This is a genomic window from Aromatoleum evansii (genome assembly GCF_012910805.1).
GTDB classification, from domain to species: domain Bacteria; phylum Pseudomonadota; class Gammaproteobacteria; order Burkholderiales; family Rhodocyclaceae; genus Aromatoleum; species Aromatoleum evansii.
Genome location: NZ_WTVK01000097.1, coordinates 1 through 12383 on the forward strand (window position 1 = coordinate 1; position 12383 = coordinate 12383).

The 12383-nt window shown below is 66.4% G+C and carries 16 protein-coding genes; 7 read left to right on the top strand and 9 right to left on the bottom strand.

Translation table 11 applies throughout. From position 1 onward, the window contains the following. Window positions 1-69, bottom strand: a 69-nt coding sequence (locus tag GO615_RS29570) for a transposase (protein WP_169131142.1), incomplete at its 3' end; no start/stop codon positions are given. A gap of 295 nt (window positions 70-364) precedes the next feature. Between GO615_RS29570 and GO615_RS26185 the strand changes: the two genes are divergently transcribed. Further along, a complete protein-coding gene (locus GO615_RS26185; protein ID WP_169132800.1) occupies window positions 365-664 on the top strand; it encodes a hypothetical protein in 300 nt (99 codons plus the stop codon). A 62-nt stretch (window positions 665-726) separates the two neighbouring features. On the opposite strand, the gene GO615_RS26190 is transcribed toward GO615_RS26185, so the two are convergent. The 8 genes from GO615_RS26190 to GO615_RS26220 form a co-directional block, all read right to left on the bottom strand. Then, a complete protein-coding gene (locus GO615_RS26190; RefSeq protein ID WP_169132801.1) occupies window positions 727-927 on the bottom strand; it encodes a type II toxin-antitoxin system VapB family antitoxin in 201 nt (66 codons plus the stop codon). 209 nt (window positions 928-1136) lie between these two features. Then, window positions 1137-1352 carry a hypothetical protein gene (locus GO615_RS26195; RefSeq protein WP_169132802.1) on the bottom strand — a complete coding sequence of 72 codons (216 nt, stop codon included), beginning with the start codon at window positions 1350-1352 and terminating at the stop codon, window positions 1137-1139. 73 nt (window positions 1353-1425) lie between these two features. Next, window positions 1426-1551 (bottom strand): hypothetical protein, encoded by a 126-nt coding sequence (locus GO615_RS29275; protein WP_281358756.1) that lies wholly within the window; start codon window positions 1549-1551, stop codon window positions 1426-1428. Between the two features lie 105 nt (window positions 1552-1656). Next, window positions 1657-2820 carry a helix-turn-helix transcriptional regulator gene (locus tag GO615_RS26200; protein WP_169132803.1) on the bottom strand — a complete coding sequence of 388 codons (1164 nt, stop codon included), beginning with the start codon at window positions 2818-2820 and terminating at the stop codon, window positions 1657-1659. A gap of 33 nt (window positions 2821-2853) precedes the next feature. After that, entirely contained in the window at window positions 2854-4395 is a 1542-nt protein-coding gene (locus GO615_RS26205) for a coniferyl aldehyde dehydrogenase (RefSeq protein WP_422614284.1), read from the bottom strand. A gap of 27 nt (window positions 4396-4422) precedes the next feature. Then, window positions 4423-4812, bottom strand: coding sequence for a type II toxin-antitoxin system RelE/ParE family toxin (locus tag GO615_RS26210; protein ID WP_339380145.1), 390 nt, complete (start codon window positions 4810-4812; stop codon window positions 4423-4425). Window positions 4813-4830: 18 nt separating this feature from the next. Beyond that, window positions 4831-5121, bottom strand: coding sequence for a type II toxin-antitoxin system Phd/YefM family antitoxin (locus GO615_RS26215; protein ID WP_169132805.1), 291 nt, complete (start codon window positions 5119-5121; stop codon window positions 4831-4833). A gap of 44 nt (window positions 5122-5165) precedes the next feature. Beyond that, window positions 5166-6128: an MBL fold metallo-hydrolase gene (locus GO615_RS26220; protein ID WP_169132806.1), complete on the bottom strand. Its 963-nt coding sequence runs from the start codon at window positions 6126-6128 to the stop codon at window positions 5166-5168. Between the two features lie 149 nt (window positions 6129-6277). Here GO615_RS26220 and prpF point away from each other — a divergent pair, with 149 nt between their 5' ends. The 6 genes from prpF (at window position 6278) to dmpG (ending at window position 12334) form a co-directional block, all read left to right on the top strand. Then, complete coding sequence (gene prpF, locus GO615_RS26225; protein WP_169132807.1) at window positions 6278-7480, top strand: 2-methylaconitate cis-trans isomerase PrpF; 1203 nt, start codon at window positions 6278-6280, stop codon at window positions 7478-7480. Window positions 7481-7641: 161 nt separating this feature from the next. After that, on the top strand, window positions 7642-8619 hold the full coding sequence (locus GO615_RS26230) for a flavin reductase family protein (protein ID WP_169132808.1): 978 nt from the start codon (window positions 7642-7644) through the stop codon (window positions 8617-8619). 33 nt (window positions 8620-8652) lie between these two features. Beyond that, window positions 8653-9426: a glucose 1-dehydrogenase gene (locus GO615_RS26235; protein WP_169132809.1), complete on the top strand. Its 774-nt coding sequence runs from the start codon at window positions 8653-8655 to the stop codon at window positions 9424-9426. Between the two features lie 54 nt (window positions 9427-9480). Continuing rightward, a complete protein-coding gene (locus tag GO615_RS26240) occupies window positions 9481-10269 on the top strand; it encodes a fumarylacetoacetate hydrolase family protein (RefSeq protein WP_169132810.1) in 789 nt (262 codons plus the stop codon). A gap of 99 nt (window positions 10270-10368) precedes the next feature. Continuing rightward, on the top strand, window positions 10369-11295 hold the full coding sequence (locus GO615_RS26245; protein WP_169132811.1) for an acetaldehyde dehydrogenase (acetylating): 927 nt from the start codon (window positions 10369-10371) through the stop codon (window positions 11293-11295). 10 nt (window positions 11296-11305) lie between these two features. Next, window positions 11306-12334 carry a 4-hydroxy-2-oxovalerate aldolase gene (dmpG, locus tag GO615_RS26250; RefSeq protein ID WP_169132812.1) on the top strand — a complete coding sequence of 343 codons (1029 nt, stop codon included), beginning with the start codon at window positions 11306-11308 and terminating at the stop codon, window positions 12332-12334. The last annotated feature ends 49 nt before the right edge of the window (window positions 12335-12383 follow it).

Here is a 12383-nt window from a genome sequence, read left to right on the forward strand (position 1 = left end):
ACCCGGCTGCGTTGCCAAACGCACCGCCTCGCGCTTGAACTCGTCCGAGAACTTCCTTCTTGTTCGCATCGATTCCTCCTAGACACATGTTGCCATGCAATGTGTCCGGAGAATCGGGAGCAGGCCAGACGTCACTATCAGAGCGGGGGGCACCCTCGCAAGGCAGCAAGGCTGCCGCTCAGTCTGCACTGTGGCCGAGCGACTGGTAACCGATGCATTTCGGACCGATTTGGGTCGCGGGGGCAACGTCGGCATTGGCCGAGTTGCGGCCCGTCAAGCGGTGGTCGAGCTTCAGTGTGATCGCGGATTCGGCGGTGCGCCCCAGCCGAGTGCGTTACAGGACGGGTCAGTTAACGGTGGGTTGATGCATCACGCCGAATCGGCGCGTCAGTGTGCTCAGTCGCTTCTCCAGCGTCCACCGTTCAAGCCCTGGCGTCAGCAGCGTGGAGGCCAACAAGAACAGATCAACGAGCCCGCAGCCCAGGCCGAACAGGCGTTCGCGTTCAATGAACGCCATGACTTCCCGAACGCTGGCCTGTTGGGCGTGCTGCAAGCGGGTCAGATCCGGCAGAGTGCGAACCCGGTCTGGTGGGGGGCCACACGCGATTTCGCCGACGACAAGGGGATGCGTGACAACGAGGTCCCGCTCCAGCAGGTCAATTAGCGGAGCAGTGCGGCGCCGGGGGTGGTCGATCCATACCTAGGTGTCGACCAGAACGCGGTTAACTATCGAGCGTCCTCGCGGCGACGGGGAATCTCTTGCATGTCCGGTGCGGTGGCGCCAAGGGCCGCCAGTCGTTTTGCAGACTGGACTCTGACGGAAGTCTTGATCGCTTCGCGGAAGAGGTCGGCCTTGTCCATGCCGGGCTCGGCCACTTCGAGCGCTCGCTCGTAGAGCGCATCATCGATTGTCACGGTGGTTCTCATGGGCGCCTCGCTGCATCTACATTGATGCAAGCGTGAGTCGAAAGTGATACTCACGCAAGGGCGAAGGGAATAGTGCGAGAAATGGTGGTGGACCAAACCGGACGGTCCAGGCGATCCGCACGTACCGACGAGCTGGGCTGGCAGCTCCGCACGTGGATTCAGAAGACGGCGCCCTATGCGTCCCGGATCAGGGAGTCGGCAACCAAGTGTCAGGCCATCGGCCGCTTGAAGATCCAGCTGCGGTTGGTGGCGACGTCGGGCGCCTTGACCAGTTCCCACCCCAAGGCTCCGAGCTTGTTGAGCTCGGTTGCTACCACCTCGGTGTAGGCTTTCAGCCGTTCACGTTCCCGGCTTCCGAAAGGGCGGGCGACGTCTTCCGCCATGTCGTGGAGGTCGCTGCGGATCAAATATTCGAAGTGCTGCATCGGCCGACTGGCCTTATGGGTAGGAAGCGATAATTTCGGTGCAAGACGCTGCCAGCGTCGCAGGCTTTTCCGTTCAATGGGGAATCATCGGCACGTAATCCTTCGCGTGCTTCTTCGCGTGTTTCGCTTCCCGCTTTTCCTTCGGGGTCATGAGAGCCTGTTTCTTCTCTTCCTTCGTGCTGTGTCTTTGTTTGCCCATGATGCTGCTCCTGAGAAGTACCGACTCGAGCCGGTACGAGATCAGTATAGGCCGATGCCTGACGCGAAACCGGATTGCAGAAGATAAAGCTGGTGCCCGGCGCGCTTACGCCAGGGGAATCACGCCCCCGAGCAGCAGCCGCAGCAACTCCGTCTGCCGCGTCACCCCCGTCTTTGCAAAAATCGCCCGCAGCTGGCAGCGCGCCGTGTTGCGGCTGATGGACAGTTCTTCCGCCGCCTCGTCCACGGTGAGCCCGTCGAGCAGCTTGAGCGTGAGGGTCGATTCCGCGGGCGTCAGGCTGTAGAGGCGTTTCATCAGCGCCTGCGAGGCCTGCACGCGGGACTCCGAGTCGCGGATGACGACGACCGCGGCGGGGCGGTTGGCGGTTTCCGACCACTCGGTGATGGGGGCGGTGCGGACGAGGATGCCGAGGTTGCCGTGGCCGGCGGTGCGGGTGATGGACATCGCGCCGACGACGCCGGGGCCACGGTCGGTGTGGCCCGCGACGGCCTGGTCGATGAGGCGGTGCAGTTCGCGATTCTCGCTGCCGTAGGAGGCCTGGAGGCCTCCCTGGACGACGCTGATGCCGTTTCGTTCGGCGAGGATTTCTTCGGCGGCGCGGTTGGTCTTGAGCACGCGCCCCTTCTTGTCGAGGATCACGGCGCCGATTGAGAGGCGCTCCAGCGCGCCCGCGTAGACCGTGCGCTCAGCCTCGGTGGCGTCCTGCGCGGAGCGCAGGCGCACGGCGCATTTCAGGTGCGGCAGCAGCAGCGTGCAGAGCGCGCGCTCGTGTTCGGAGAAGGGAACCGAGCCGATAGGGCGGCTGACGCGGATGCGGCAGATGGCGTCGTTGCCGCCGCCGACGTCGGCGCCCATGTAGTAGCGGATGTTGAGCGGCTTGAGGAATTCCTGGTAGATGGCGCTCTTGAGCCAGTCCGCCTCGTTGATCACTTCGTCGACCGTGACCATGCGGTCGGCGGGCAGATTGACGAAGGGGTCCATCGCGTAGAAGAAGGTTTCGTACGTGGAGGCGATTGCCGGCTGGGCTTCGCCGGCGAAGACGACGCGCCACTGCTGCTCGGGCGTCGGCGGACGCAGGATCAACGAGACGTAGTTGGCGTCGAGCCGCTGGCGGAGCGCTTCGAGCAGCCGCGTCCAGGGCACTGTCTCGGTGACGCCTTCGTAGACGAGCCGGATGAGGTGGTCGTATTCGGGGACGCCGAGACCGGAGGCGGCGAATCGGCTTGCGAGGTCAATCTCGGGTGCCATCGGGAATCCTCCAGTGTCGGGTCGGGTGCGTTGTCAGGGAGTGACCTGGGACTGCATCGCGGCGAGGAAATGCTCGGGGTAGGGCGGCAGGGTGCCCCATTCGCGCCGCGGGTCGTAAGCCGGCGCCTTGAACACCGTGCGCACGTGGCTGAACTCGATGAAGCCCTCGCGGCCGTGGTAATGGCCCATGCCCGAGGCACCTACGCCGCCGAAGGGCGCGTCCTGCATCGCGGCGTGAAACATGGCTTCGTTGATCGTTACGCCGCCCGAGAGGGTGTGCTCGAGTACGCGTTGCTGCTCGGCTGCGTCCTCGCCGAAGTAGTACAGCGCAAGGGGGCGGGGGCGGGCATTGATGTCGGCGATGACGGCATCGATGTCGTCGTAGGGCAGCACGACCACGGCGGGGCCGAAGATCTCTTCCTGCATGATGCGGCAGCTGCGCGGCGGGTCGATGACGATGCGCAGGGGGCGGCGGCGGTCCGCGGGGTCGGCCGGCGTCGGTGCGGGCGTGACTTCGACGCGCGCGCCGGCCGCGGTGGCTTCGTCCACGTAGGCCTCGACGCGGTCGAGATGGCGGGCGTTGACGACCGCGACGACGTCCGGGTTGCCGGCGACGGTGGGGAATAGCGAGGCGTAGGCGGACTTGAGCGCGCCGACGAAGTCTTCCAGGCGTTCGCGCGGCGCGTAAATTACATCCGGATTCACGCACAGCTGGCCGCCGTTGGAGGCCTTGGCGGCGGCGATGCGGAAGGCGGTGGTCGCGAGGTCGGCGCTACGCGCGACGATGGTCGGCGACTTGCCGCCGAGTTCGAGCGTGACCGGCACGAGGTTTTCGGCGGCATTGCGCATCACTTCGCGACCGACGGTGGTGCTGCCGGTGAACACGAGATGGTCGAAGGGCTGGCGGCTGAGGGCTTCGCCGATGTCCGGGCCGCCGGTGACGACGCCGACGATGGCGGGGTCGATCAATTCAGCGAAGGCCTCGGCGACGGCGGCCGCGGTGCGGGGCGTGATTTCGGAGGGTTTCAGGATCGCGCGGTTGCCGGCGGCAAGCACGTAGGCGAGCGGGCTCAGCAGCGTGAACAGCGGGGCGTTCCAGGTGCCGATGATGCCCACCGAGCCCTTGGGCTGGTACATCACCCAGGCTTCGCCGCCGAAGTGATCGTAGGGCGTGAAGGGCTGGCGCTTCTCGTTCTGCATCCACGCTTCGAGGTGGTCGCGCGCGTGCTTGAGCGAGGTCAGCGAGCCGAGCACGTCGTTCATCAGCGAGAAGCCCTTCGGCCGGTTGCCGAAGTCGGCATCCATCGCGGCGACGAGGGGTTCGTGATGCTTCACGAGGAGGTCGATCACGGCCTGGATGCGGGCCCGGCGTTCGTCCGCGCCGACCGGGCCGGCGCCCGTGAAGGCGGTTTTCTGCTGCGCGAGCATTTCGTTCAGGCCGGCGACGGTGCTTGCGGGGGATGTCATGGCGTGGGCGGTTCCGTTGGGTTGTCGGAGAAGTGTCGCGCGGCGGAATGCAGCGTGCGCTTTGGACGCAACACTATCACCGCATGGCGAGGGCCGGCCTCGTCCGATCGGACCATGGCGGAGCGGCCGGTTGGGCTATCGCGTCCAGTGCCCTGCAAAGTCGAAGGAAAGTTGTCGCTGGTGTCGGATCGCCAGCAAGTAGATCGTCCCTTCCGTCTGAGCGTAGAGCAGCAGGTAGTCCTTGAGGACGTATTCGCGGAGAGCGCCCATATCGGCCGTCAGTGCCGACAACTTTGCACGGAGCCTTGCCAGTGCATTGGTCGCTTCGACAGAGCGTGGCTGACGGGTCAGGAACGATCGCCCCATTGCGGGGTAGCGCTCGAGGTTGGGAATCACCGTTTCAAGCAGTTCGTCCAGCAAGCTGTCGAAGGCGTGCGGCACTTCTGCATCGGTCAGGAAGCGTTCGATGTCTTCGAGATTGCGCTCGAAGTTTGCAGTGAGTTTGACGGCGAGATTTCTTGCCACACGCAGATCCGTCGCAACTCAGGCGTTGCGGCGGCGCTTGATCGACTGAATCGCGGTGCGGGCGTCCGTCACCTTGCCCGCGGCCACATCATCGAGTCCCGCGGTCGCCTCGTCGATCAGCAGCAGATGAATCCGCTCACGCTCCAGCTGGTGGTAATAGTCCAGACGGTTGGCGTCGATCAAGGCGACGTAGCTCTCGCCGTTCTTGGTGATGATTTTCTCGGCGCCGCCCTTGACCTCTTCCGCCAGTTCGGAAAAGTTGGCCCGCGCGTGCGAGAGCGGGACGACGTCGCTTGCGGAAATAGCCATGATGGCCTCCTGAGTCGCGCAAAATGCACAGGATATTGTACAGATTACCGTAAGCTTTTCACGCCTTCGCGATGATCGAACCAGTGGGCGAGCCCCTGCGCATTCAGTTCGAGGTCGGTTGCCAACACCGCGGCGATCTCGTCCACGGGCAGTGTGCAACCGTGCGCGCGCAGCTCGCGGATCATGTAGTCGGTGATGGCTGCCTTGATCGTCGCCTGGCGGCCATCGCCGTCCGCGCCGTGGGCGAGGGCGATCGCGACGAAGCGGTCGAGGCGACGGCGCAGCGCGTCGGCCTGCGCGGGCACGTCATGCAGCTGCGCGTAATGCGTCAGATACATGAACCTGGGTGCGAAGCTCATCAGACGGTCGATCGACGCGTGCATCTCGGCCGGATCGAACTGGGTCGGGGAGGTCGTCGGCAGGATGAACTGGCGGCCGTCGACGTCGAATTCGCGGTAGGAAATGCCGAACATGTCCCCGCTGAAGATGGCCTGGGCCTGATGATCGACGACGCAAATGTGGTGTTTGGCGTGCCCCGGGGTGTCGATGCAGAGCAGTTCGCGCTGTCCCAGCCGCAGCACCAGTCCGTCGTGCGCGTCGATGATCCGATCGGCGGGAATCGGCAGGATGTCACCGTAGACGGTTTCGACGTAGTCCTTGCCATACACGGCCGTGACGCCCGCGACCAGCTTGGACGGTTCGGCCATGTGGCGGGAGCCGCGCGGATGCACGACCAGACGCGCATTCGGCAGCTCACGCATCAGGGTGCCGGCGCCGCCTGCATGGTCGAGGTGGATGTGGCTGAGGATGATGTAGTCGACCGCTTCGCGGGTGAGGCCCAGCTTGTCGAGCGCCGCGAGCACATTGGGCAGCGAGTCGTTGCTGCCGGTATCCACCAGCGCCACCCGGCCGTTGTCGACGATCAGGTGAATGGCCGCGAGAATCGGGCGCACATAGCCGGCATCGAACGCGTAGATGCCGTCTTCGTAGGCTCTCCAGTCGAACATGTTCCATACTCATCCGTATTGATCGGCGGCGATTATACCGGGTGCCCAGACGGGCGATTCACTTGCCACTGCGCAAGGTGCCCGGATAGGCTTGGTTCGGCGCTTCCATGCGGGCGCGCAATCTTGCTCACCTTTGTCCAGGCTGCTTTATGAACCGGTCGTCCCGTCAGATCGCCGTGCGCGCCACGTACATGCGCGGCGGCACCAGCAAGGGGGTGTTCTTCACCCCCGAGGATCTTCCCGAGGCAGTGCGGGACGCCCCCGCGCTGCGCGACGCACTGTTGATGCGGGTGGTCGGCAGCCCGGATCCCTACGGCAAGCAGATCGATGGCATGGGGGGCGCCACCTCCAGCACCAGCAAGGTCGTTCTGGTGCGCCGCAGCCACCGTGCGGATTGCGATGTCGACTACTGGTTCGGCGCCGTGTCGGTCGAGCGCCCCGTGATCGACTGGAGCGGAAACTGCGGCAATCTGACGGCGGCCGTCGCGCCCTTCGCGATTACGCGCGGCCTGGTCGAAGCTCCCGCCGAGGGCCGGGCCGTGGTGCGGATCTGGCAGGCGAATATCGGCAGGAAGATCATTGCGCACGTGCCGATGCAGGGGGGGGAGGTGCAGGAGACGGGCGATTTCGAGCTGGATGGCGTGAGCTTCCCGGCGGCGGAGATTCGGCTCGAATTCCTCGATCCCGCGGCGGAGGAGGGCAGCGACGGCGGAGCCATGTTTCCGTCCGGACGTCCGATCGATGTGCTCGAGGTGCCGGGACTGGGGCGGATCGAGGCGACCTTGATCGATGCGGGCAATCCGACCATTTTCGTGGATGCGGCGGCGCTGGGCTTCCGCGGGACGGAGCTTCAGCCCGAGATCAACCAGGACGAGGCGGTGCTCGCGCGCTGCGAGTCCTTGCGCGCCTGCGGGGCGGTGGCGATGGGTCTGGCTCGTACCGCGGGCGAGGCGACGGAAAGCCGCCCGCACACGCCCAAACTCGCCTTCGTTGCGCCGCCGACGAGCTTCACCGCCTCGGACGGGCGGCGGGTGGAGGCCGAAGCCATCGACCTGTGCGCGCGCATCCTGTCGATGGGCAAACTGCATCATGCGATGACCGGCACCGGCGCGATTGCCCTGGCCGTTGCGGCAGCCATTCCGGGGACGGTGGTGTCGCGCCTGTTCGGCGCCGGCGGGCCGCGCGGTGAAATTCGCATCGGGCATCCGTCGGGGCGTCTGACAGTGGGGGCCGCGGCCGCATGCCTCGGCGGAGCTTGGCGGGTCGAGCGGGCCACGATGAGCCGCAGTGCGCGACGGCTGATGGATGGCTACGTGTTCGTGCCCGGCGATTACGTCCATCCCCCGCGCTAACACCTCCTCCTTTTCTCGCTGTCATCGCGACCGGCGGCGCGGAATTCGCACCGCCGGAGGGGCGTGCATCCTGCGGTTTCGCTGTTAGTCCGTTGGGACGATGTTGCAGGCCTGGCCAACTTTGATACTGCGGCCATGTTCCCTGTATCCGGAGGCCCCCGATGACGTCTCAAGCGAGCTTCGATCCGCAGGCGTTCCGTGCCGCGCTCGGCACGTTCACGACCGGGGTCACGATCATCACCACGCGGGCGCCGGACGGCACGCCGGTGGGGGTGACGGCCAACAGTTTCAATTCCGTGTCGCTCAATCCGCCGCTGGTGCTGTGGAGCCTCGCGAAGAACGCGCGCAGCCTGGAGGCCTTCTCGGCGAGCCAGGACTGGAACGTGCACGTGCTCTCGGCCGCGCAGGAAGGCCTGTCGGGCCGTTTCGCCTCGCAGGGGGGGGACAAGTTCGCCGACATCGCGCTCGACGAGGGTATCAGCAAGGCGCCGCTGCTGCCCGGCTGCACGGCGCGCTTCCAGTGCCGCACCGCCTTCACCTACGAGGGCGGCGATCACGTGATCTTCGTCGGCGAAGTGCGCGCCTACGACCGCAGCGAGCAGGCTCCGCTCGTGTATCAGGCGGGCCAGTATGCGCTGGCGGCGCGCAAGCCGCGTAGCGAATTGCGGCTGGCCGCAGCGCCCCCGCCGGAGTGCAGCTACACCGAGGATCTGCTCGGCTACCTGCTGGGGCGCGCCCATTACCAGATGCTGTTCGGCTTGCGCCGCATGCTGGCGGGCGACGCGCTCGATGAGGCGAACTTCTTCCTGCTGTCGGTGCTGTGTATCCGCGACAACCTCACGCTCGACGAGATCAACGCCTTCGTGAGCTACACGGGGATCGAGGCGACGCCGGAAATGATGGCTGCGCTGGAGGCACGGCGCTTCGTGGCGTGCGAGCAGCACGGAAAGGCGAGCCGTTTCGTGCTGACCGCCGACGGGCGCGAAGTGACGCTGCGGCAGATTGCGCTGGCGAAGGCGCAGGAGGACAACCTCGCAGACAAGCTCGGCGCGGGCGACGTGATGGCGCTCAAGCTGATGCTCAAGCGCTTCGTCGCCGCGACCGATCCGGGGCTGCCCGACCTGTGGGCTCCTCGCTGAGTGGACCTTTCGAACCCTTCAACCGGAGAACGCATGAGCATCATCGATCGCTTCAGCATGGAAGGCCGTGTGGCCGTGGTGACGGGCGCGGGGCGCGGCATCGGGCGTGCGATCGCGCTGGCCTTCGCCGAGCGCGGCGCCGACGTGGTTTGTGCGGCGCGCACGCTGGCGGACGTGGAGGCCGTGGCGGCCGAGGTGCGCGCGATGGGTCGGCAGGCGCTCGCCGTGTCCTGCGACGTGAATGATGGCGGCCAGCGGGCAGCGCTCGTCGCCGCCGCGCAGGATAGCTTCGGGCGGATGACGCATCTCGTGAACAATGCGGGCGGCGCGGGGCCGAACCATCCGCTGAAGATGACGCCCGCGGAGTTCGAGGACGTGTTCCGCTTCAACGTGAGCTCGGCCTATGCGCTGAGCCAGCTTTGCGTGCCGCTGATGCGCGAGGCGGGCGGCGGCAACATCATCAACATCACGTCGGGCGCCGCACGCTACGCGCAGCCGCATTTCAGCGCCTACGGCACGGCGAAGGCCGCGCTGACACAGCTCACGCGGCTGCTGGCGCAGGATTTCGCGCCGCAGGTGCGCGTGAACGCGATCGCGCCGGGACCGATTCTGACGGATGCGCTCAACCGCGTGCTGCCCCCCGAGATGCGCGACGGGATGATCAAGAACACTCCGCTGCAGAGCCTCGGCGAGACCGAAGACATCGCCGCGGCGGCGCTCTTCCTCGCCTCCGACGCGTCGCGCTGGGTGACCGGCAAGGTCATCGAGGTTGACGGCGGGGCCGAATCGAGCGTGTGGCCGGGCTGAGCCGACACGCTGAGTCGCCACGCCTATCCAACAGAGACGACAACAAAGACAAGCATGGACAAATCCCTGATCGAAACCCTGGGCGACGAGCTGCATGCCGCGCTCCGCGGCCGACGCACCGTGGCGCCGCTCACTTCGCGCCATGACGGCATCTCCGTCGCCGACGCCTATCGCATCTCGCTGCGCCTGCTGCAGCGGCGCGAGGCGGAAGGCGAGCGCGTGATCGGCAAGAAGATCGGCGTCACGAGCAAGGCCGTGCAGGACATGCTGGACGTGCATCAGCCGGACTTCGGCTTCCTGACCGACGCGATGCAGCTCGAGGACGGCGCAACGGTGAGCCTCGCGCAGGCGGGACTGATCCAGCCGCGCGCCGAGGGCGAGATTGCCTTCATGCTGAAGGCCGACCTGCGTGGCCCGGGCGTGACGCGCGAGGACGTGCTGGCGGCGACCGAATGGGTCGCGCCGTGCTTCGAGATCGTCGATTCGCGCATCGACGACTGGAAGATCCGTATCCAGGACACGGTCGCGGACAACGCGTCCTGCGGCGTGTTCGTGGTCGGGCGCGAGCACATCGATCCGCGCGGGCTGGATCTCGCGGCGCTGCGCATGGAGATGTTCCGCAACGGCGAGCCCGCGGGCAGCGGCCTGGGTTCGGCGGTGCAGGGTCACCCGGCGGAGGCCGTGGCGTGGCTCGCGAACACGCTCGGTGAGTTCGGCATCCCGTTCCGCAAGGGCGAGCTGATTTTGTCGGGCTCGCTCGCGCCGCTCGTGCCGGTCGTCGCAGGCGACCGCTTCACGATGCACATCGACGGCCTGGGGAGCTGCTCGATCGCGTTCGCATAGTTTTTTCGGTTGCAGGCACGCGGCGCGAAACCCATCGCTCTCCTCCTCCGCGCCGCGTGCGCTGCGCCACCCCAACAGAGAACCCATAAGGAAAACACGATGAAAAAGATCCGATGCGCGCTGATCGGGCCGGGCAACATCGGCACCGATCTGCTGTACAAGCTGCAGCGCAGCCCGGTGCTGGAGCCGGTGTGGATGGTCGGCATCGACCCGGATTCGGACGGGCTCGTGCGCGCCCGCGAGATGGGCCTGAAGACGACCGCCGACGGCGTCGACGGCCTGCTGCCGCACGTGCAGGCGGACGACATCCAGATCGCCTTCGACGCGACCAGCGCCTACGTGCATGCCGAGAACAGCCGCAAGCTCAACGAAATGGGCGTGCTGATGATCGACCTCACGCCCGCGGCGATCGGCCCCTATTGTGTGCCGCCGGTGAACCTCGCCGGGCATGTTGGTCAGCGTGAAATGAACGTGAACATGGTGACCTGCGGCGGGCAGGCGACGATCCCGATGGTCGCGGCGATCTCTCGCGTGCAGCCGGTGGCCTATGGCGAGATCATCGCGACGGTGTCCTCGCGCTCGATCGGACCCGGCACGCGCAAGAACATCGACGAGTTCACGCGCACCACCGCCGGCGCGGTCGAGAAGGTCGGCGGCGCGAAGCGGGGCAAGGCGATCGTCGTCATCAACCCGGCCGAGCCGCCGCTCATGATGCGCGACACCGTGCATTGCCTGACCGAATCCGAACCCGACCAGGCGGCGATCACGGAATCGATCCACGCGATGATCGCGGACGTGCAGAAGTACGTGCCGGGCTATCGCCTCGTGAATGGCCCCGTCTTCGACGGCCAGCGCGTATCCGTCTTCCTCGAGGTCGAAGGACTCGGCGACTACCTGCCGAAGTACGCCGGCAACCTCGACATCATGACCGCCGCGGCGGCACGCACCGCCGAGATGTTCGCCGAGGAGATCCTCAAGGGCGAACTGGTGCTTGCGCCCGTCGCCTCCCAACGTGTCGCAGCCTGAGGAGAACGCCATGGAACTGCGCGGCAAGAAAATCACCGTCCATGACATGACCCTGCGGGACGGCATGCACCCGAAGCGTCATCTGATGACGCTCGAACAGATGAAGACCATCGCCTGCGGCCTGGATGAGGCAGGCGTGCCGCTGATCGAGGTGACCCACGGCGACGGCCTGGGCGGCTCGTCGGTGAACTACGGCTTCCCGGCGCACACCGATGAGGAATACCTCGGCGCGGTCGTACCGCTGATGAAGCAGGCGCGCGTGTCGGCGCTGCTGCTGCCCGGCATCGGCACCGTCGATCACCTGAAGATGGCGCACGCGCTGGGCGTGTCGACGATCCGCGTCGCCACCCACTGCACCGAGGCGGACGTCTCCGAGCAGCACATCGGCATGGCGCGCAAGCTCGGCATGGATACCGTCGGCTTCCTGATGATGGCGCACATGAACAGCCCCGAGGGCCTGGTCGCGCAGGCGAAGCTGATGGAGAGCTACGGCGCGAACTGCATCTACATCACCGACTCGGCCGGCTACATGCTGCCCGAGGACGTGCGCGAGCGCATCGGCTCGGTGCGCGCGGCGCTGCAGCCCGCGATGGAGCTGGGCTTCCACGGCCACCACAACCTCGCGATGGGCGTCGCGAACTCGATCGCGGCGATCGAGGCGGGCGCGAACCGTATCGACGCCGCCGCGGCGGGTCTCGGCGCGGGCGCGGGCAACACGCCGATGGAAGTGCTGGTCGCGGTGTGCGCGCGCATGGGGATCGATACCGGCGTCGATGTCTTCAGGATCCAGGACGTCGCCGAGGACCTGGTCGTGCCGATCATGGACTTCCCGATCCGCATCGACCGCGATGCGCTCACGCTCGGTTACGCGGGCGTGTATGGCTCCTTCCTGTTGTTCGCGAAGCGCGCCGAGAAGAAGTACGGCGTGCCGGCGCGCGAGATCCTCGTCGAGATGGGGCGGCGCGGGATGGTCGGCGGTCAGGAGGACATGATCGAGGACACCGCGATGACGCTCGCCAAGGCGCGGGCCGCGGCGTGATTCGCGTGGGCGCGGGCTTACTCCCTCCCCTTCAAGGGGAGGGTTGGGG